Genomic DNA, 19444 nt, shown 5'->3' with positions numbered 1-19444 from the left:
TAGTATCAATAATACAAAAAATATGCCTTAATTAACCAGCATCCTGTAACCTTATTGTCTCTCCCCATGTCCTACCTCTATAAATACGAAATCCATGATCTTAGAGATTAAAAACCTAACCAAAAAATACAACAAACAAAAAACAGGATTATCCAATTTTTCCATGACCATGGAGAAGGGCGTATTGGGGCTGCTCGGACCAAACGGTGCGGGAAAATCAACCCTGATGAAAATTATTGCGACCATTAGCAAACCAACGCTGGGAACGATATTTCTGAATGGAGAAGACATTGTCAAAAACCCGGATGCCATTCGAAAAATACTGGGCTATCTACCTCAGGACTTCGGTGTTTATCCCAATCTGAATGCCTATGAATTTCTGGAATATATTGCAGCGATGAAAGGTGTCGGAGGACCCGGTCTGCGGAAACGAATCGACATGTTGCTCGATGGCGTGAACCTGACCGCAGATGCAAAACGACCTATAGGTAGCTACTCAGGAGGAATGAAACAGCGGATCGGAATCGCTCAGACCCTGCTCAATGATCCAAAAATATTGATCTTTGATGAGCCTACTGTGGGGCTCGACCCGGAAGAAAGGGTTCGCTTTCGTCAATTGATCTCGGAGATGGCCAGTGATGCCATTATCATTCTTTCCTCACACATTGTCTCCGATATTGAGACGCTTGCCGATGAAGTAGCCATCATGAAAAGCGGCACATTGATTGGCAAAGCCATTCCTTCAGAGATCATCAAAAGAATTGACAAAAGGGTCTTTGAAACGGTCATTGCAAATGCAGACCTCGCTGCCTTTAAAGCAAAACACCTCGTGATCAATACCAGCAGACAAGCGGATAAAACTCAACTGCGTTACATCTCCAGCTTTCAGGAAGTAGAACCGGGCGCCAGAAATGTAAATGCGGGTTTAGAAGATGCCTATTTATTTTTAACTCAAAACTAGCATTAAGGCCTTGAATTATCTATATCCCATCATTAAAGCAGACTACCTGCAACGCAGCCGCAGTTATGCCTTTCTAATTACACTGGCGGTCACCATTTATGCCGCCTGGTCTTTCGTCCCCCCTCCCGAAGCAAATTATACCACCTTGACGATGTTAGGGTATAAAGGCGTTTACAACTCCGCCTGGGTAGGTCATGTGACTGCTTTGATGAGCACACTCATCCTCTCCCTATGTGGCTTTTTTCTCGTGATTGGCGGCATAAAAAAAGACGTCGACACGGAAGTTGGATTGATCATTGCCACCACGCCCATTTCGAATTTTGGCTACCTTCTCAGCAAACTTTTTAGTAACTTTTTGATCCTGTTGACCATTTCAGGTCTGGCCTTTCTGGTCGGAATACTGATGTTTTTTGTCAGAAGTTCGGGTTATCCTTTTCATATCGGCGACTTTATCCTCCCCTACTTATTTATGGTTCTTCCGGCAATGTTTTTAGTCTCCGGACTGGCGATATTGGCAGAGGTATTTCTGGGTCGGAAAAGTATCCTGCAGTACCTGCTCTTCTTCTTTCTTTTCGGGGCTTTGATGAGTAATGTCAATAGCAACAGCAAAAATCTTATGGTGCCGGTTACCGATGCACTTGGGATAAGGACAGTCTTCAACGGTGTGAAAGACAAGGTCAACATCGAGTTTAATGAAAACATTGACAAAGTATCTCTTGGTTATGTCATTCACAAAAACCGAACGTTTAAAACTTTTGTATGGGAAGGTGTTTCCTGGAGCGGACTATTCCTGCTCAGCAGGGCCTTATGGATCAGCCTGATGGTCGGATTGGTCTATTTATCCTCGTTTTTCTTCCACCGTTTTGACTTTAAACAAGCAGTCAAAAAGGAAAAGAAAAAAACCTGGGAAGATTTATTGGAAAAACCAGCAGTACCTTACGCCGGATTTCAAAAATCACTACTCCCTTCGATCACTGCGGCCTACGGCATCATTCCATTCATCAGGACGGAATTACTGCTCATGGTCAGGAAAGATTCCAAATGGCTTTGGGCGCTGAATATCGGTCTTTGGGTGGCAACATTGTTTGTTCCTTTATCCTTTGCCTATTCCTTTCTATTGCCGGTTCTCCTCTTTCTGCAAGTCAGCAGAATATCAGAGCTGGCCACAAAAGAGAAAACAAACCGGGTTCATTATTTCACTTATGCTTCGTATAAGCCATTGCAAAGGATGCTTCCGGCACAGATCATTGCTGCTTTCTGCCTGCTCATTGTATTGGCTTTGCCAGTCATGGCTCGTTTGCTGATGGCCTCAAATCTGATGGCCGTGCTTCAGGTCATGAATGGGGCAATGTTAATCGTATTGCTCAGCGTTTGCCTGGGTATCCTTACGGGAAGCAAAAAGTTATTTGAAATTCTGTTTTTCGCATTGACTTATATGGTTTTTCAGCGCATACCTCAGGCACATTACCTTGGCGCAATGGTTTTTGAAAACTATGGAGGAATGATGGTTATCATTTTTATGATCAACATCTTATTATTGACTGGCAGCTTTGCAGTAAGAAATTACCAGACCAGAAATCTCTAGAAAGGCCAATATTGTATAGTAAAGGCGGATGAAGATTCATCCGCCTTTACTATTTATAAACTAGACAACTATTATCTGCGTATAAAAAACATCGTACAATCTTTTTATTAAATGGCCCGTTGCTTCATCTGTAACAGGTTCCATCACCATACCTTCTTCCTTTTTCCAGAAATGATCATTATAGATAAAATCCTTTAAACCGACCATTACAGGATCATCAAAAAACGACAGAAGTAAGCGATCCTTAGTTTGAATTGAAAAATCCTGAATCAGATTCAGGCAGTTTAAAACCTCTAAAGCTGAGAATTTATCATTCAATAACTCTAAATTAAAGTCGGACAACAGCTTCAGTTCATTGGTATTATAGCACTGATCTAATTCCTCCTCTACTGCCCATTTTTCAAAATTTGCGACATCCAGAAAAGGATGTTCAATATTGCTCAGCTTCTGTTTAACTTCATTCAGCTGCTTAAAGCAAAGCAGTTTATCTCCTTTTACCAGGAGCTTATCCTCTTCCTCATCCAGCATATCAGTTCCCCAAACGGTATACACATTGACCTCATTAAACTGAAGTGCTATGAGGTATTTTCTATATTTTTCAGAGGCGCTAAAATCTTCTATCATTTTTTAACAGTCTATTTCAAACAAAAAAAGAACTGGCCATTGACTTTTATTCCATCACAGAAACAGGTCAATGGCCAGTTAATATACAATCGTTTTTTCTTAATCTATGGAAGCCATATCAATCACGAAGCGATAATGAACATCACCTTTTAAAGTTCTTTCATAAGCTTCATTGATCTGGTCCATCCGGATCATTTCTACATCAGAAGTGATGTTATGTTCGGCACAATAGTCCAGCATTTCCTGAGTTTCTTTGATCCCTCCTACCAATGATCCGACAAGACTTCTACGTCCCATAATCAAATGAAATGCCTGCACATCGGATGGAGTTGGCGGAACGCCAAGCAGGACCATCACGCCGTTGGTACCCAGCAGAGCCAGATATTCATTATAATCATGTTCAGCAGAAACGGTATCTATGATGAAATCGAAGCTATTCGCCAACTCCTTCATTTTTTCTTTATCTGTAGTCAGGGCAAAATGATGTGCCCCTAGTTCCTCTGCATCCTTTGCTTTCCCTGGTGACCGGCTCAACATGGTTACCTCAGCCCCCATCGAAGAAGCAATTTTCACCGCCATATGCCCTAAACCACCCAATCCTACAACCGCCAGTTTATCGCCCTTTTTCACGCCCCAATATTTCAATGGAGAATAAGTTGTAATTCCTGCACACAACAAAGGTGCAACTTTTTCTAAAGGGAGCTTATCCGAGATATTCAGCACAAAACCTTGCGTCACCACAATGTGGGTAGAATAACCACCGTAGGTAATTGTTTTTTTATCCTGTTCCAATGAGTTGTAGGTCTGGGTATGCCCGTTTTCACAGTACTGTTCCTGGTGGTCTTTACAATTGTTGCAATGACCGCAGGAGTCTACAAAGCAGCCTACACCAACAGTATCTCCAACTTTAAACCGCGTCACATTGCCACCAACACGACTTACTTTTCCGACGATTTCATGTCCGGGAACCGTGGGATACATCGTACCTCCCCATTCATTCCTCGCAGTATGAATATCCGAATGGCATACACCACAGTATAAAATTTTGATCTCCACATCGTCGGCACCGGGCTCACGACGGGTTAACTGATAAGGTTCAAGTGGTTTATCTGCCTTCTGAGCGGCATATGCTTTTACTAGGGTCATATTATGTTTTGATTAGTTAGGATAATTATAATACCTAAAATAGGAAAAATGTTTGCGGTATTTTCATTCATTGTTAAGCTCCCCGCCTTTTTATAAATTTCGGTTGCCTAATCATCCTTTCTAAAATTCTTTCTGATGTCCTGAATATAAATTAACAATCAGGGCACGGATTTCCTGCCAATTTTTATCATTCAAAAAGCCCTGGACATTCCATTGATCATTTTCTATTTGATCGATCTTAGACCTTATATTTTTTATTGTAATGAAATCCGCATCAGCAATCATTCCCGCTTTACGCAACTCGGAAACCAAGTCTTCATGTAGAAAGGTATAGTAATCACCTTCTAACTCATCTAAACAGTACTGAACTGTATCCAAATAAGAGACGCCGATCTCCAGAACAGGAACAAGTACCATATTTAAAGTAGCAATAAGCAGCTCATATTTCTCTTTTATATTGAGATCATCTTGCATAATCTTCAGTTATATCTTTAAGTAATCTCATTTTTGCATTATTTATATCCAAGTTTTCCATTTGAATTCTTTTAGATCCACCAATTGAGTTTCTGATTTACAAAACCTTACCTAAGGTTCATATATAAATAAAACGTTTATTTTTTTTCAAGCTTCGCCTGTTATCTATAAAAGTCACAATTTCGAGCGTTCTTTTTCCTGGCTTTACACGATAGACGACAGAAATATGAGGTATGATTACACCGATATAAGTGTATTTTGTTTTATTTGTTTTACGAACAATAAAAGGTTCTTTGCTTAGATCTACATTTTTCTGGAAAGTATCGCCAGCTTTTTTTGACCAAATGATGGTCGTTATTTATAGCCAAATCTTTTTCCAGCCTCTTCATGGCTAAAGACCTCCCCAGCATCAAGTTGCGCTATCCCTTCCGTCACATCACTCTTTTTCGTTTTACTCAATCCGTCAAACCAATCCATATCCCTACTGCTTATTAACGATTTAATATCCTTAATAAGATTGGCATCATCAGAATTGATGATTTGTTGCAATATGCCTAATTTCTCCGCCTGTATATTCATAATAGTAAATTTACTGAATTCTTGTTAAAAATATAAAGTATCATATGGTAGATAGTCACTGTTCTTGATCTATAATTCTTTTTCGCACATCCATTCTATTTCAACAGCGCTATATCGGTTACATGACTTATAGAACCGCTAAAATTGTCCATATGGCCATTGTTTGTCTTGTCAAAAATGCCTTCCAGCAGAACATACTGTTCATCAAAACCAGTTAATTTTTTGAACTCGTCCTTTGAAAGATCAATAGAGATACCATTCTTATACAGCCCATGTTCAAAATCTTCCTTACTCAAGTAAATCACACAGTCCTCAAAGTCAATATTCACAAATCCTTTAACCTGAACTGTTTTTTTATGGTATAGATCCGGCGCTGCAATAAGTCTGACTATGGAGACTTTCTTTTCATCAGGATTATAGATTTCTTGTTTCAATTCTTTTTCCCTGCATTGCGTAAGCAGGACGATGATCGATACACCTAAGTATAATTTAAAAGCTTTTTTCATGATATTTCTGAGCTATTAAAAACCGGGATTTTCAATACTTAAAACTCTGAGAATCTTTGATAGTCTTTCCAGATCATAAGCAATAAGGGTATCTGATTTAACATTGTTCTTTATGGTTTCCCAATCATCCGTTAATTGTCCTATCGAAAAATCTACTGGCTTTTTGCTAAAATCAAACATTTCATCCGAACAGAAATCCCAGTAATAATCTTCTTTCAATTCAACTCCATCACCTCGGTAATCCTTAAGTCTTAAGAGCAAGGTGGTCAATGCTTCTTGTAATTCGTCTACATTTATTTTCATTATTAAAAAACTAAGCTATCATCCATTGTTTGGTATTCCATTTTCCAATCAGGAGATTATAGAACCTTGTACAGTAGTCTACTTCTGACACTTCATAGTCCTCAGCAAAAATACTAAAGCACATGCAACACCAGCGGTGAGATTTACCAATCTTGCCAGCTTGAATATTTATTATCTCGCCATAAACCCTGACCAACAGTCAATTTTGTAATTACTTCTAACGTAGAATCAATTCCCAAGATTGTTCCTAATGGAACTGTCCTAATGTCATTTTCGCTTACATCTGGCCCTGCTCCCGAAAACATTTCCCATACATGTTCCTCCCATCGTGTAAGTTCGATAATGGTTTTGCCTTTTAGTGAGTCTATATCAGTTATTACATAAGAATTCTTAGGTGCATCTAGATCCCAATTTATATCCAGCCATTTCCAGATAGGATCTTTAGGAATCATCGGTTCCGACATTAACAGTGTATCCATTGTTCTATCTTCCGGAATAATTTGATAAGCTATGATTTCGTTTACATTATAGTAGTCATAAACACCTAACATTAGCTTTTTAATCCAAGACGAATCTACCTTGGTTAAATAATAACTATCGTTATTTGGCAAGAAAAATTCAGAATCAACCAGGTGTCCAGATTTCAATTTATTAAATATACCATTGAATACCGATTCGTTTTCCTCTATTGAAATGAATCCTCCTCCTGCAATAATCAATTCAAAACCTAATTTTTCGGTCAATCCAATAGAATAGGAAAAATCGGGATGTTGTCCACCATTAACAAGTGTAAGATGGTAGCCAATTTCATCAATATTTGTTCTGATGATATGTAAAAACTCTTTATTTGTCATTATTAGTTATTTCTTTGTCCTGTGATATATATGGAAGTCTTTACAGACAGGAAGAGTTTTGATTCCTCCATCTATAGGCCTCATTGGATAATGATGTGACCTTGTATCTTTTGGTTTTGTTTATTACCGAGATTTGTGTATTTATTGTTTCATACTGGCACTTATATATCATCCTTTAGTAGGCAATTTCTTTAGACAGAAAAAAACTATAAACAAAGAAATTAAAAAGAAAAATAGCAGATCTAATACCAAATAAAATAAATTAAACCATTTTATGTCTTGGCAATCAATGCACTTCCCCCCAGTATCCTGCATAAAAACAATTGGAAAACCTACTCGAGTAAATCCATCACTCATACCACTAAAATCACTTAAAAATATAGTCAGAACAGCAAATGTGCTCACAAACAGAATTATTATCCACTTTATATTTTTTTCAATAACTGACATCATAAATGGAATCTATTACATTAAAACGACCTAAAACACCATCATAAAACCTCTCCCGTAATCTCACACATCAGGAGAAGATTTAAAATCTCGCTGCCACAGATCGACAGCCATAAAATTTGCTTGCTTAACTAATTAGATATAACGATTTTGGCCTATATTCTGGAAAGTAATTTGCTATATTAACATCATTAAGGAGTACTTTACAAGAAATTTTTGCCTGTGTATTCTCATCATCTGGCATTAAAACAGGATTCTTAAGAACTACTTTTTTGTTTAGAAGTAGTATTGTTAGCTTTTCCATAGTGTACTCAGCTTCAAATTCTTCTTTAGTGGATGCCGTATAGTCCAATATTTTTATCGTTTGTCCGGAAATTTCAACGCCATTTGCTACCACTGTCCAATCAGGCGACAACCTAATCACATCAACATCTACAATCTCAATTACTTTAAATTCAGTCATTTCATTACAAGTTTAAATTATTTAAAATCTACATTATTAACATTTCTATATTTATTTTCTATCTCAATGAAGCACTTAACTTCTACAATTTTGCAAAAAATTTGCCATAATACCATGATTACATAAAATAACAAACCGAAACTTAAGAATAATGAAAGGTGATCAATCCTTATAAAGGCAAGGACTTTTAGGTCTTCTTCATTGATGTAATAATAAACTATTAATAGAACCGTAGACAACAACAATGGCATAAAAATCCTCCTTACTTGTCGTTTTGGACTTAATAAGTTATGATCTCTTTCCATTCCCTTTTTTATCAGATCTAAGTTTTTAATTCTATCCTTAATAAGACCAATTTTTTTATCATTACTGATACCAGGAAGATTACCGGGATTTGTTACCAAGTCTTCTGATTGTTTTAAAAAATCTTCGTTCTTTTTTCTATACACCGTTATTCCTGTTCCAAAAAGGCCTATTAACAATGTCATAGAAGGAGCGATAAAGCTAAAAACAGCAATCAAAAGTTTCCCATAAATGTCTATAGCAGATTCCAATAAAACACAGCTTAAAGTTTACTATCAAAAAAAATAATTAATCAAATATAGATAATAATTTCCCAATAAAACAAACTTATAATTACATTATTAAATATAATATTATCTAAAACTTAAATCAAACAAACGATAAATAGCAGTGACAGCCATTCTAAAAAACTGCACCTACTAAAAAAGGCCTTTGGTTTTACACCAAAGGCCTTCTTTATATATTTAGATCAACTAATCCTTAACCTGCAGCCTGCAAGTTTAAAGTCTCCGTCGTATTTGACCTGATTTCTTTCGTCATTTCTACATTATTGCTTAGCAACTGTCCATAGGAAGGGATCATTTGTTTCAGCTTAGCTTGCCATTCCGGGCTTTTCACTTTGTCGCCGAAGCAACGTTCCATTAAAGTAATCATGATGGATACTGCAGTAGATGCACCTGGAGAAGCGCCCAATAGTGCTGCAATAGATCCATCAGCAGCCGTAACCACTTCTGTTCCAAACTCCAGAATTCCACCATGTTCTTCATCTTTCTTGATCACCTGAACACGCTGACCAGCAGTTTCCAGTTCCCAATCTTCCATTTTAGCGGTTGGCAGATATTCTCTTAAGGCCTCCATCCTATCTTCCGGAGATTGACGCACCTGATTGATCAGGTATTTTGTCAACGGCAGGTTATCCAGTCCGGCAGAAATCATCGGACGGATATTGTTTACTTTAATAGATAGCGGAAGGTCCATCAAAGAACCATGTTTTAAAAATCTGGTAGAGAAACCGGCGTAAGGACCAAAAAGCAAAGCTCTTTTCCCATCGATCATTCTGGTGTCCAAATGTGGAACAGACATCGGTGGCGCGCCTACCGAAGCTTTACCATATACCTTTGCATCATGCTCAGCGATGACATCAGGATTGATACATTTCAGCCATTGTCCGCTTACCGGGAAACCACCAAAACCTTTTCCTTCAGGAATGTCAGACTTCTCCAATAAAGGAAGAGATCCGCCACCCGCTCCGATAAATACAAATTTTGCTTTTACGACTCTTTTATCTCCGGTTGCTTCGTCCTTTACTTTGACTTCCCAAAGTCCGTTTTTCTGTTTTAGCTTTTTAACCTCATGGTGGAAATGCATGTTTACATTTTCCTTTTTCTGCAGGTGGTTAAACATCATTCTCGTTAAAGCACCAAAATTCACATCTGTTCCCAGTGTCATTCTTGTTGCGGCGACCTTTTCGGCAGGATCACGCTGATCCATCACCAATGGCATCCACTCTTTTAACTGCTTAGGATCTTCAGAATAGCTCATCCCCTGAAAAAGAAGGCTCTCCTGAAGCTTCGCATAACGTTCCTTCAAAAATTCCACATTCTTTTCTCCCCACACAAAACTGATATGAGGAATGCTCTTAATAAATGTTTCCGGTGATCCTACAAGGTTATTTTCAACCAGGAAGGACCAAAACTGTTTGGATACTTCAAAAGATTCTGCAATAGCTACTGCCTTTGCGGTTTCTACTGAACCATCAGCCAATTGTGGGGTATAATTTAATTCACAAAAAGCAGAATGTCCTGTTCCTGCATTATTCCAGGCATCAGAACTCTCTGCCGCAGCAACGTCCAGTCTTTCAAAAATTTCTATGGTGATATCCGGCTGCAATTCTTTGAGTAACATCCCTAGTGTTGCGCTCATTATCCCTGCTCCAATCAATACAACATCCGCAGTTTTTTCCGAATTACTATTCTTACGAGTCATTTATTTGAATTTTTGTGCAAAAATACAATACATAATCAAATAATACTTCAAAAAATCAGATATTTCCCTAATTATTCCTCTCTTTTTTGAACAGACCCAAAAAGACGAGATAGATTTAAGGTAAAATTTCATTGCATCTAATTTTATTGCGTATATTGACACCCTTCTTTCCTGCTATCTCGTAATATTCACAAAAAGAATAGAAAAGCACCTTTCTTCCCCCCTTGTTCATCCCTTTGTCATTTTTAATTTAAGCTCCCGCTGAGATGAGCCGGATTTGCGCTCGTACCGTGCTTTCTCTTTTATGGGCATTGACACTGCCTTTACTGGGAGTTGCTAGGGCCTTCACCCGGTTAATTGCCCTATCAAGCCTGTTTCTGCACTTATTCTACTTCTTCTATTGGCTCCAAAGAAAGAAAGCGCTATACGACCACAATAAGATAACATTATAAATAATCTTCGTTTAACCATTGTAACTATATGGAATTTAGTGTAACTTAGGTTAAATCAATTAATCCAATCATTATGGCATTATCACCATACGGACCTCACGGCCCACTAATAGGCAAAGTAGGGAATCTTGTTTCCTATATCTTAAATGGCCAGGCCGTGACGCGGACCATAGGCCACAAACGGACCAGACACAGTAAAGATCAGCTGGCCAATTATCAGTCAATGGCAGTAACCATGAGGCTTTTAAAGAATATGACCACTTTCATCAATTCCAGTTTCGAAATTGAGGCAAGGGGAACGGTTAAAAATCAGCACAACCTGGCCACCTCCTACAACAAAAAACAGGCTTTACAAGGCGAATATCCTAACATCAGTGTAGATTATAGCAAAGTGGTGCTGAGTTATGGTGATCTGGAAATTGCCCAAAACCTGAAAATGGTAAAAACGGATACCGGCCTGCAGATCAGCTGGGACACTCAGGACGGACTGGCACATGACATGGTGATGATTCTGGTTCACCATCCTGTAGATGGGCAGTCCCGTAATTATATCAATGCCTGTCGCAGGGACGCCGGAAGTCATTTTATCCCTTTTGTGGAGGAAGAAAAGCTACATGAACAGATGGAAGTCTATATCTGCTTCAAATCGGCCGATGGAAAACGAATTTCCAATAGCGTATACCTTGGAAACCTGAACGGAGCGCAGGAAACGGAGGAGGAAAAACAAGAAAAAAGAAAATATGATGCTTTAAAAGCCAGATTTGAACAGGTTTCTGCAAACTATTTATGGATGCAGCAGCTGGACCGGGGCCTGCATACGAGTACCAAAGCCTTCCGAACGCTCGAAAAAGAATACGAGGTACTGAAGAATAGACTGGATAGGCTCCCCGGGAAACCGATCTAACACCGACAACAAGAGATGATAAAACTTAAGCAGGAGATTATTTTCCGGAATAGAGGTCTGAAATTAGAAAATAACTATCTTTCAAAATAATTATAGTTGCCATTTTTTTGATTTTAAACCCTATACCCTATCCTCATGCCCAACGAAAGTTTCCCTCAGGTAACTACCCTTAAAAAATTAAGGTTTGCCGTATTAAAGACTGTGGAACATTTGACCACGGAACAGTTAAATAAAATCCCCGATGGTTTCAACAACAACGTCATCTGGAACATTGCACATTTAATTGCCAGTCAGCAGAACCTTTGTTATGTAAAAGCAGGACAGGAAGCCTTGGTGCCCGAATCATTCATTCAAGCTTACAAACCGGGTACAAAGCCGGAAAAAGAAGTCTCAGCGGAAGAAATTGAAGACATAAAAGCCCTCTTGCTCAGCACAACGACACAACTGGAAACCGACCTTAAAGCACATCATTTCGATCACTATAACCCCTGGGTAAACAGTATGGGACTGGAATTAAACAACATCAACGACATCATTAGTTACCTGCCGCTTCATGAAAGCATGCATTTAGGATATATCCTTGCATTGAAGCGTCTTATTTAATCAAAGAATATGAAATTATTACTATTCCCTATGTTACTGCTATGGCTGGCGCCAGATCAGCCCATGACCATTGAACGCGATAAAGATAGATGGAAACCTTATTACATCGCTACTGCGCCCACAGCAGTAGCCAACACCTGGTATCTTCCTTTTGATGTGGCCAACCGCAAAGACTCCAAACAAATTAAAGTGGTCAGCATTTTCGGAGATCATCGCGACAGCTACCTGAAGGGACATGTACATACCGCAATAGACATCAATCCTTTAAAACCCAAAAGCAAACTGGTTACCGTTTATCCAATGGCAAAGGGTATTGTTTGCTCCGTACACCTGGGCGAAAACCAGAGAACGGTAGTCCTGAAGCATAAATTACCCGATGGGAAATTCATATTTACCTCTTACAAGCACCTAAAAGAAGTATATGTGAGCCAGGGACAACAGGTAGATGAAAATGTAAAGATCGCCCGCTTGTTTACCCCTGCGGAGTCAAAGAAATATGGCGGTGATTACCATCATTTACACCTGGAAATCCGGAAAAGCTTTGATGATTATGGATGTGCCAGCTGGTTAACCATGAATAAAAAACAACTGGACCTCCGCTTTTTCAACCCACTGGTTTTTATTAAAGAAAACCTGAAGCCATAATAACTGTTATCTAATGATCAATAACATTTAAAATGAGTATTCATTCCATCAATCCTACCAACGGTAAATTAATCAAGTCCTATAAAGAAGATTCCGAAAAACAAATTTCCGGAAAGATCGAAAAAGCACATCACGCCTGGTTGAAATGGAGGGACACCTCCTTTTCAACCCGTGCAGATTTGTTAAAAAATGCCGCTGCACTCCTGTTAACAAGAAAATTGGAACTCGCCACATTGATGGCTAAAGAAATGGGGAAACCCATTCCTGCCGGAATTGCGGAGATCGAGAAATGCGCAGCAGTATGTGATTATTACGCCGCAAACGGAGCAGCGTTTTTAAAAGACGAAGAGATAAAAACGGAAGCCTCCAAAAGCTATGTCAGCTTCCAGCCCTTGGGTGTGGTACTGGCGGTAATGCCCTGGAATTTCCCTTTCTGGCAGCTTTTCCGCTTTCTGGCCCCGGCATTAATGGCCGGCAATGGCGGATTGCTAAAACACGCCTCCAATGTAACGGGATGTGCACTGGCCATTGAAGAAATCATTAGCGCGGCAGGTTTTCCTAAAGACATCTTCCGGGTTCTGGTCATCAGCAGTAAATTTGTAAAACAAGTGATTGCCCATCCTTTGATAAAAGCCGTTACCCTGACCGGAAGCACGGAAGCGGGCAAACAGGTGGCCCAACAGGCAGGATATTATTTAAAAAAGACGGTCCTGGAATTGGGCGGAAGTGACCCATATCTGGTATTGGCTGATGCCGATCTGGAACAGGCGGCCGAAATCTGTATGCAAAGCAGACTGATCAATAACGGTCAAAGCTGTATTGCTGCAAAAAGATTTATCCTCGTAAAGGAAATTGAAAAAGAGTTTACCCGGATCTTTCTGGAAAAAATGCAATCGAAGGTGACAGGTGATCCTTTTGATGCGCAGACCGACCTCGGCCCGATGGCAAGAGTAGACCTGAGAGATGAACTCCACCAACAGGTAAAGGCTAATATCGAAGCCGGAGCAAAATGTATTCTTGGTGGAGAAATTCCAGCTTTTAAGGGCAAACATGCATACTATACACCTACAATATTGTCGGGAATCAGGAAGGGCATGCCGGGCTATGAAGAAGAAATATTTGGTCCTGTAGCCTTGATTTTCTCTGCAAAAAATGAAGAAGAAGCGATCAGAATTGCTAATGACAGTCCCTTTGGGCTGGGTGCGGCAGTATTCACAGCCAATGTGAAACGCGGAGAAGAAATCGCTGCCAAAAGGTTAAACGCCGGATCCTGTTTCGTAAACTCACTGGTAAAGTCGGATCCAAGATTGCCATTTGGAGGGATCAACCAAAGCGGCTATGGAAGAGAACTCAGCGCATTTGGCATCAGGGAATTTGTAAACATCAAAACGGTTTATGTAAAATAATCCTGCTTTTACGCCCGGTTCCAACGCGGAAGATGTCCGTAGATTCCCATATAGATCTGAAGGATCTTTGACTTAATGGTAGCAGGTAAATCGTGGTTTTTCTCATCAGAAGTCACGTACCAATGGACATGCAGTGCTTCAATATCTTCAATCATCAATTGAACGGGCCAGGAATTCTTACGCTCAATTTCTCCAAACTGATAGCCGTTTAAGAGGTTTTCCCGGAGGTCATCCGCAATATCTCTGGGGTCTTTTATTGCACCTTTTTTTTCCGGTGGACCTGATTTATTAATGTAAACCAACTCCACCCTTCCCTTGCTTAATGCATAAACAAGGTACAGTCCATACTTGTTTTTAGGGACATTACAGACCTCTACCAAACTGTCCGTCGGCTGGAAAAAGAAACTTCCCTGTTTATATTTGCTGAGTTGGTCGAACATAAATTCAAAAGTTTAGAAAAAGGATCAGTTTTTAGTGTAATCCTAATATAAAAATTTTGAGCTCATATTACAAATTAAGATCAATGCAGAAGTTTTACCCGGTTCCTAAAATTTATAGGATGATAATGTTTTAAGCTTTATAAACCAAGCCTTCCGCTTCGATAGCATCCATATCCTGAATCAATTGCCGAAATTCTGCGATCTTTGTATGGATAAGTGGTTTATTCGCCTCGATGACCCTGAAAAGGGTCGTTAATTGCAGGAATGACTTGAAAGTCTGTTCCGAATCACGTGGCTTATCTCTTAACAACAATAAAAATGCACTTTCTATATTTTCATAGAAATTCAGAAAAGCACCGACATCACTCAATTCTTCAAACAATTCGATCAGGCTTAGGTATTCCACATGTAAATCGCCATAATTTTGCTCTTTTTGAGTCGAAATAAACCGGATGCTATTAGAATAAGCCTGTTCCTTCAAAGCATCAATCAATAAACGTCTTTCCTGACTTAATGTGATCGGATTCATAAGCTGTTAGGTTTATAAAAAAATAAATACCACACTAAGCTAAATAGCAATCAGGAGTTAAACAAATTTCCTATAAACAAATTTTTATTCAAAAGATCAAATTACTGTTTAAATAAATGACATGACATCCATTCCATAAAAATATTTTCAATTTAAATGATACGCGCCTCAGTACTGCGTTTTCCCAACCACTTCTAATCACAACTTTACAGGTTCAGTTCATAAAAAGCGGAACGACAAATTTTCCGACAGAAAAAACTGAAAAAACAGAACATTACCTCCCCTGTATAAAATCTTCTTTCTGTAAATCCTCCTGTAAATCGCTGTAAATCGCTTGCACAGCTGCCCTTGAATTCTGTAAAATCCCCTGACCATATTTAACAGTTTAGCGGCAACATGATGACATCAGATTCTTCTGATTTATAAATACATAACTTTAATTCACCTTATAGAAAGGATATTATTTATTAAAGAATAACCGCCGTATCATCATGAAAAAACTACAACGCTCACTGGTCCTATTCGCATTGGCATTATGCGCATGCACACCACAAAGAAACCTGGTTTATTTCAGCAACCTGTCTGAACTTTCCAAAAGTCAAATCCGGACGTATGAATCAGAACTCAAGATTCAGAAGAATGATTTGTTGAGCATCTCTGTGAACAGCTTAAACACAGAATCCAATATATTATTTGCCAGCAGTACCGGAGCAGCAGAGGCCGATGGCAGCAATAAAAGATCAGGCTTCAAAGTAAACAATAGTGGCATGGTGACGCTCCCTGTAGTAGGAAATCTGAAAGTAGAAGGCTTACGCATTGAGGAAGCTCAAAAGCTGATCACCCAGGAGCTGAACAAGTTCGTCAAATCTCCCGTTGTAGATGTACAACTCCTTAATTTCAAGATCACGGTGATTGGGGAAGTCAACAAACCTGCTTCCTTTACTGTTCCCGGCGAACAGATCAATTTGCTCGAAGCTTTGGGAATGGCCGGCGATATGACCGTCTATGGCAAGCGCGAAAACGTACTCGTGATCCGTGAAATCAACGGAGAACGCAATATGGTTCGGTTAAACCTCAACAAACAGGAAGTCTTCCAATCGCCATATTTTCATTTGAAACAGAATGATGTCATTTATGTGGAACCGGACAAATCGAAAGAAAAAGAATTCAGTCCGAATAACCGCGCACTGCCAATTGTCACCGCCTGCATCTCTGCAGTCGCTGTCCTCGTTACCGCGCTCATCAGGTAAACCAGATCTCCAACAACGTAAAAATAATCACCATGACCACCAACCATAGAATGACGGGCCTGTCGGAAGACATGAAGGAATCGGTAATGAAATACCTGAAATACTGGTATGCTTTTCTGATCGCTATTGTAATCAGTATGGCCGCAGCCTTCTTTTACCTGAGTACCGTTACCCCCAAATATAAAATCAGCAGTACCTTATTAATGCAGGACGATAAAAAAGGCGATGGGGAACTCAAAGGAACCGCTTTTAGCGACCTGAACATGTTCCATACCGACAAAAAAGTAGACAATGAAATGGAAGTCCTGCGTTCCAGGGAACTGATTTACAAAGTAATCAAAAGCCTCTCTTTAGAAACCTCCTACTTTCGGAAAGAAGGTTTAAAAGACAAAGAGCTCTACGCAAATACATTGCCCTTCAAGGTAACCGTCATTGCACTCAGTCCACTGGCCTACACCAAGTCATTAACCCTGCAGCCGATCAACCAAAACTCCTTTATGCTCAGCGACAAAGACGAGCATTGGGTGTATGATTATGGAGAAGAAATCAGGAAACCAGGATATGCATTTCTTGTTCAGAAAGGACCTGCGCCCCGCAGGCAAAACAGTTCTGTCCGCATTAAATTCAACAACATGTACACCATGACGGAAGCCTACAGCCAAACCAGGCTCAGCGTACTTCCCATCATAAAAGACGCCAACACCGTGGTGGTGAGCCTTGAGGACCCCGTTCCTCAGCGTGGAATCGACATTCTCAGCACCCTGATCAAAACCTATAACGATGAGAATGTGACCAAGAAAAACATCATTGCCGTCAACACCATCAACTTTATTGACAAACGGCTGGCCTACCTGAGCAGGGATTTATCGAATGTAGAACAGGATGTAGAAAGCTACAAACAGGACAACATGGTGACCGATGTGGGTGCCGATGCGCAGATCAATATGGTTAAATCCGGAGAATACCGTCAAATGCTGTCGACTGCCGAGGTGCAGCTCCGCGTGATCGAATCTCTGGAAAGATACCTCGGACAAAACAACAATCAATTTCAAATGGTGCCCAGTTCCCTCAACATCAATAACATTACCTTAAACGAACTGACCAGCAAATTCAACGCCCTGCAACAGGAACGGAACAGAATGCTGCGCACCTCGAATGCCAATAATCCTTTGGTCCTGAACCTGACTGATCAGCTCATTACCCTGAAATCCAATATCGAGGAAAACCTGCACAACATCAAACAAGGTATTTTGATCGAACGGAACAACCTGCGCGCCATGGCCTCCCAATTCAATAGTAAAATCCATTCTGCACCAGCAGTGGAAAGGGGTTTACTGGAAAGAAGTCGTGAACAAGCGGTAAAGATGAGCCTATACCGGTACCTCCTTCAAAAAAGAGAAGAAACCACACTTTCTCTTTCCGGAACGGTGCCCACCTCACAGGTCATTGATAAACCGGCCTACCATTCCATTCCGGTATCACCCAAAAAGCAATTGATCTACCTCTTTGCCATTATTTTTGGATGTCTCGTCCCGGCAGGCACCATTTATGGGAAACAGCTCCTCAATAATAAGGTAAAAGATCCTAAAGACATTGAACTGTTAACCGGCGTCAGGCTCCTCGGTGTGCTCAGCCATCTCGATAAAAATGAGAACAAAGTGATGGAAAGCAACAGCCGTTCTACTATGTCGGAATTGTTCAGATACATCCGGAGCAACCTTCATTTTATGAACTCAGGCATGCCCAATCAAGTATTACTTGTCACCTCCTGCATGAAATCAGAGGGAAAAACCTTTTTCAGCCTGAACCTCGGCATGACCCTCGCCTCCGTCAACAAGCGGGTGGTGATTCTGGAATTTGATTTACGGAAGCCCGACCTCCTTGAAAAAATGAAAATGAAAAAAGGCATTGGGATCACCGACTACCTCGAGCAGAAAGACCTGGAAATAGAGGACATTATTCAGCAGTCTGAACTCTCCCCTAACCTTTCCGTGATCGATTGTGGTGAAATACCTGAAAATCCTGCAGAGACCATGATGCATCCCAGGATAGGCAAGATGATCGAGGCCCTGAAGGCAAAATTTGACTATGTCATCATCGATACTGCCCCCGTCGGACTCGTCGCAGATGCCTTTAGTCTCGCCCCTTATACCGATGCCAGTATTTACCTCGTCAGGTACAATTATACAGACAAACTTCAGCTGAATATCCTGAGGGATATCTATGATCATAAAAAGTTAAACAACCCTATGGTGGTGCTTAACGATACAAAAAACGAGAACAAACGCAATTATGGCTACGCCGGATACGGTTACGGCTACGGATTACAACTAAACAACTAATACCCAAACGTTACCCCTTCCAGCCCAACAAAACCCACTCATGTGACTGAGGTAGCGAAGCTGTACCCTTTTCTCAACAAAACGCCTTCATTATGAAACAACAATGGTTAGTGATTTATACCCGTCCGAGATGGGAGAAAAAAGTAGACCGTCTTTTGCAAATGCAGGGAATTGAATCCTACTGTCCGGTTAAAAAAGTGATCAGTCAATGGACAGACCGGAAAAAGGCCGTCGAGCTTCCCCTTTTCAGCTCCTATGTGTTTGTCCGCATTGATGAACGCGAAGAATATAAAGTCCGACAGACCTTGGGAGTGCTCAACTTCGTCTACTATATGGCGAAGCCTGCCGTGATCCGTGACCAGGTGATCGAAAAGATCAAGCATTATACCCGACACTGCAGCGATGCAGAAGTGGTCAGTTTACGGGAAATCAGTACCGGCGACAGGATTCGGGTAAAAAACGGTCTTTTTTACAATCAGGAAGGAACCGTCATCAAGGTTCAGGGGAAAAACGTCATCATGGTCTTTGATCACCTGGATTGCGCACTGCTGAGCAATATCCCGGTCAGCGATGTGATCTTAAGCGGTAACGCCTCCGCTCCTCTTGCTGCAAACAGATTTATCCGCCATTAACCTGAAT

At 40.2% G+C, this 19444-nt stretch carries 21 protein-coding genes; 9 read left to right on the top strand and 12 right to left on the bottom strand.

Annotation, left to right across the window (positions count from 1 at the left end; translation table 11 throughout):
• Nucleotides 1–94 precede the first annotated feature (94 nt).
• Nucleotides 95–961, top strand: a complete 867-nt coding sequence (locus AAFF35_RS11090) for an ABC transporter ATP-binding protein (protein ID WP_342332539.1) — start codon at nucleotides 95–97, stop codon at nucleotides 959–961.
• A gap of 10 nt (nucleotides 962–971) precedes the next feature.
• Nucleotides 972–2546: a hypothetical protein gene (locus tag AAFF35_RS11085; protein WP_342332538.1), complete on the top strand. Its 1575-nt coding sequence runs from the start codon at nucleotides 972–974 to the stop codon at nucleotides 2544–2546.
• Between the two features lie 60 nt (nucleotides 2547–2606).
• On the opposite strand, the gene AAFF35_RS11080 is transcribed toward AAFF35_RS11085, so the two are convergent.
• The 10 genes from AAFF35_RS11080 to AAFF35_RS11035 form a co-directional block, all read right to left on the bottom strand.
• Entirely contained in the window at nucleotides 2607–3170 is a 564-nt protein-coding gene (locus AAFF35_RS11080; protein WP_342332537.1) for a hypothetical protein, read from the bottom strand.
• Between the two features lie 99 nt (nucleotides 3171–3269).
• Nucleotides 3270–4316 carry an NAD(P)-dependent alcohol dehydrogenase gene (locus AAFF35_RS11075; RefSeq protein WP_342332536.1) on the bottom strand — a complete coding sequence of 349 codons (1047 nt, stop codon included), beginning with the start codon at nucleotides 4314–4316 and terminating at the stop codon, nucleotides 3270–3272.
• Nucleotides 4317–4436: 120 nt separating this feature from the next.
• Complete coding sequence (locus AAFF35_RS11070) at nucleotides 4437–4790, bottom strand: hypothetical protein (protein ID WP_342332535.1); 354 nt, start codon at nucleotides 4788–4790, stop codon at nucleotides 4437–4439.
• 354 nt (nucleotides 4791–5144) lie between these two features.
• Nucleotides 5145–5369: a hypothetical protein gene (locus AAFF35_RS11065; protein ID WP_342332534.1), complete on the bottom strand. Its 225-nt coding sequence runs from the start codon at nucleotides 5367–5369 to the stop codon at nucleotides 5145–5147.
• A gap of 95 nt (nucleotides 5370–5464) precedes the next feature.
• The gene (locus AAFF35_RS11060; protein ID WP_342332533.1) at nucleotides 5465–5875 is read right to left on the bottom strand and encodes a hypothetical protein; all 411 of its coding nucleotides are present in this window, start codon (nucleotides 5873–5875) and stop codon (nucleotides 5465–5467) included.
• 15 nt (nucleotides 5876–5890) lie between these two features.
• Nucleotides 5891–6178 carry a hypothetical protein gene (locus tag AAFF35_RS11055; RefSeq protein ID WP_342332532.1) on the bottom strand — a complete coding sequence of 96 codons (288 nt, stop codon included), beginning with the start codon at nucleotides 6176–6178 and terminating at the stop codon, nucleotides 5891–5893.
• Nucleotides 6179–6321: 143 nt separating this feature from the next.
• On the bottom strand, nucleotides 6322–7032 hold the full coding sequence (locus AAFF35_RS11050) for a DUF4262 domain-containing protein (RefSeq protein WP_342332531.1): 711 nt from the start codon (nucleotides 7030–7032) through the stop codon (nucleotides 6322–6324).
• Between the two features lie 577 nt (nucleotides 7033–7609).
• Nucleotides 7610–7945, bottom strand: a complete 336-nt coding sequence (locus tag AAFF35_RS11045; RefSeq protein WP_342332529.1) for a hypothetical protein — start codon at nucleotides 7943–7945, stop codon at nucleotides 7610–7612.
• A 17-nt stretch (nucleotides 7946–7962) separates the two neighbouring features.
• On the bottom strand, nucleotides 7963–8499 hold the full coding sequence (locus tag AAFF35_RS11040; protein WP_342332528.1) for a hypothetical protein: 537 nt from the start codon (nucleotides 8497–8499) through the stop codon (nucleotides 7963–7965).
• 229 nt (nucleotides 8500–8728) lie between these two features.
• Nucleotides 8729–10234, bottom strand: coding sequence for a malate:quinone oxidoreductase (locus AAFF35_RS11035; protein ID WP_342332527.1), 1506 nt, complete (start codon nucleotides 10232–10234; stop codon nucleotides 8729–8731).
• A gap of 525 nt (nucleotides 10235–10759) precedes the next feature.
• Between AAFF35_RS11035 and AAFF35_RS11030 the strand changes: the two genes are divergently transcribed.
• The 4 genes from AAFF35_RS11030 to AAFF35_RS11015 all read left to right on the top strand — a co-directional run bounded on the left by AAFF35_RS11030 (nucleotide 10760) and on the right by AAFF35_RS11015 (nucleotide 14244).
• A complete protein-coding gene (locus tag AAFF35_RS11030) occupies nucleotides 10760–11590 on the top strand; it encodes a DUF6266 family protein (protein WP_342332526.1) in 831 nt (276 codons plus the stop codon).
• Between the two features lie 135 nt (nucleotides 11591–11725).
• Nucleotides 11726–12193: a DinB family protein gene (locus tag AAFF35_RS11025; protein WP_342332525.1), complete on the top strand. Its 468-nt coding sequence runs from the start codon at nucleotides 11726–11728 to the stop codon at nucleotides 12191–12193.
• Nucleotides 12194–12202: 9 nt separating this feature from the next.
• Nucleotides 12203–12838: a peptidoglycan DD-metalloendopeptidase family protein gene (locus tag AAFF35_RS11020; RefSeq protein WP_342332524.1), complete on the top strand. Its 636-nt coding sequence runs from the start codon at nucleotides 12203–12205 to the stop codon at nucleotides 12836–12838.
• 32 nt (nucleotides 12839–12870) lie between these two features.
• A complete protein-coding gene (locus AAFF35_RS11015) occupies nucleotides 12871–14244 on the top strand; it encodes an NAD-dependent succinate-semialdehyde dehydrogenase (RefSeq protein ID WP_342332522.1) in 1374 nt (457 codons plus the stop codon).
• A gap of 8 nt (nucleotides 14245–14252) precedes the next feature.
• On the opposite strand, the gene AAFF35_RS11010 is transcribed toward AAFF35_RS11015, so the two are convergent.
• Nucleotides 14253–14684 carry a hypothetical protein gene (locus AAFF35_RS11010; protein ID WP_342332521.1) on the bottom strand — a complete coding sequence of 144 codons (432 nt, stop codon included), beginning with the start codon at nucleotides 14682–14684 and terminating at the stop codon, nucleotides 14253–14255.
• A gap of 130 nt (nucleotides 14685–14814) precedes the next feature.
• Entirely contained in the window at nucleotides 14815–15213 is a 399-nt protein-coding gene (locus tag AAFF35_RS11005) for a hypothetical protein (protein ID WP_342332520.1), read from the bottom strand.
• A gap of 491 nt (nucleotides 15214–15704) precedes the next feature.
• On the opposite strand from AAFF35_RS11005, the gene AAFF35_RS11000 reads away from it, so the two are divergent.
• From AAFF35_RS11000 to AAFF35_RS10990, 3 genes are all read left to right on the top strand, one after another.
• The gene (locus tag AAFF35_RS11000) at nucleotides 15705–16463 is read left to right on the top strand and encodes a polysaccharide biosynthesis/export family protein (RefSeq protein WP_342332519.1); all 759 of its coding nucleotides are present in this window, start codon (nucleotides 15705–15707) and stop codon (nucleotides 16461–16463) included.
• A 32-nt stretch (nucleotides 16464–16495) separates the two neighbouring features.
• Nucleotides 16496–18805, top strand: coding sequence for a polysaccharide biosynthesis tyrosine autokinase (locus tag AAFF35_RS10995; RefSeq protein ID WP_342332518.1), 2310 nt, complete (start codon nucleotides 16496–16498; stop codon nucleotides 18803–18805).
• Between the two features lie 92 nt (nucleotides 18806–18897).
• Nucleotides 18898–19437: a UpxY family transcription antiterminator gene (locus tag AAFF35_RS10990; RefSeq protein ID WP_342332517.1), complete on the top strand. Its 540-nt coding sequence runs from the start codon at nucleotides 18898–18900 to the stop codon at nucleotides 19435–19437.
• Nucleotides 19438–19444: the final 7 nt, after the last annotated feature.

It is taken from the genome of Pedobacter sp. FW305-3-2-15-E-R2A2, assembly GCF_038446955.1.
GTDB lineage: Bacteria > Bacteroidota > Bacteroidia > Sphingobacteriales > Sphingobacteriaceae > Pedobacter.
This window is presented reverse-complemented; position numbering and strand designations above follow the sequence as displayed.

Bases quoted from the DNA above. Each gene is read 5' to 3' on its own strand.
- AAFF35_RS11090 (WP_342332539.1), top strand. From the start codon at position 95: ATGATCTTAGAGATTAAAAACCTAACCAAAAAATACAACAAACAAAAA.
- AAFF35_RS11065 (WP_342332534.1), bottom strand. From the start codon at position 5,369: ATGAATATACAGGCGGAGAAATTAGGCATATTGCAACAAATCATCAAT.
- AAFF35_RS11055 (WP_342332532.1), bottom strand. From the start codon at position 6,178: ATGAAAATAAATGTAGACGAATTACAAGAAGCATTGACCACCTTGCTC.
- AAFF35_RS10995 (WP_342332518.1), top strand. From the start codon at position 16,496: ATGACCACCAACCATAGAATGACGGGCCTGTCGGAAGACATGAAGGAA.
- AAFF35_RS11000 (WP_342332519.1), top strand. From the start codon at position 15,705: ATGAAAAAACTACAACGCTCACTGGTCCTATTCGCATTGGCATTATGC.
- AAFF35_RS11060 (WP_342332533.1), bottom strand. From the start codon at position 5,875: ATGAAAAAAGCTTTTAAATTATACTTAGGTGTATCGATCATCGTCCTG.
- AAFF35_RS11035 (WP_342332527.1), bottom strand. From the start codon at position 10,234: ATGACTCGTAAGAATAGTAATTCGGAAAAAACTGCGGATGTTGTATTG.
- AAFF35_RS11005 (WP_342332520.1), bottom strand. From the start codon at position 15,213: ATGAATCCGATCACATTAAGTCAGGAAAGACGTTTATTGATTGATGCT.
- AAFF35_RS11030 (WP_342332526.1), top strand. From the start codon at position 10,760: ATGGCATTATCACCATACGGACCTCACGGCCCACTAATAGGCAAAGTA.
- AAFF35_RS11025 (WP_342332525.1), top strand. From the start codon at position 11,726: ATGCCCAACGAAAGTTTCCCTCAGGTAACTACCCTTAAAAAATTAAGG.
- AAFF35_RS11050 (WP_342332531.1), bottom strand. From the start codon at position 7,032: ATGACAAATAAAGAGTTTTTACATATCATCAGAACAAATATTGATGAA.
- AAFF35_RS11075 (WP_342332536.1), bottom strand. From the start codon at position 4,316: ATGACCCTAGTAAAAGCATATGCCGCTCAGAAGGCAGATAAACCACTT.
- AAFF35_RS10990 (WP_342332517.1), top strand. From the start codon at position 18,898: ATGAAACAACAATGGTTAGTGATTTATACCCGTCCGAGATGGGAGAAA.
- AAFF35_RS11070 (WP_342332535.1), bottom strand. From the start codon at position 4,790: ATGCAAGATGATCTCAATATAAAAGAGAAATATGAGCTGCTTATTGCT.
- AAFF35_RS11045 (WP_342332529.1), bottom strand. From the start codon at position 7,945: ATGACTGAATTTAAAGTAATTGAGATTGTAGATGTTGATGTGATTAGG.
- AAFF35_RS11010 (WP_342332521.1), bottom strand. From the start codon at position 14,684: ATGTTCGACCAACTCAGCAAATATAAACAGGGAAGTTTCTTTTTCCAG.
- AAFF35_RS11020 (WP_342332524.1), top strand. From the start codon at position 12,203: ATGAAATTATTACTATTCCCTATGTTACTGCTATGGCTGGCGCCAGAT.
- AAFF35_RS11080 (WP_342332537.1), bottom strand. From the start codon at position 3,170: ATGATAGAAGATTTTAGCGCCTCTGAAAAATATAGAAAATACCTCATA.
- AAFF35_RS11015 (WP_342332522.1), top strand. From the start codon at position 12,871: ATGAGTATTCATTCCATCAATCCTACCAACGGTAAATTAATCAAGTCC.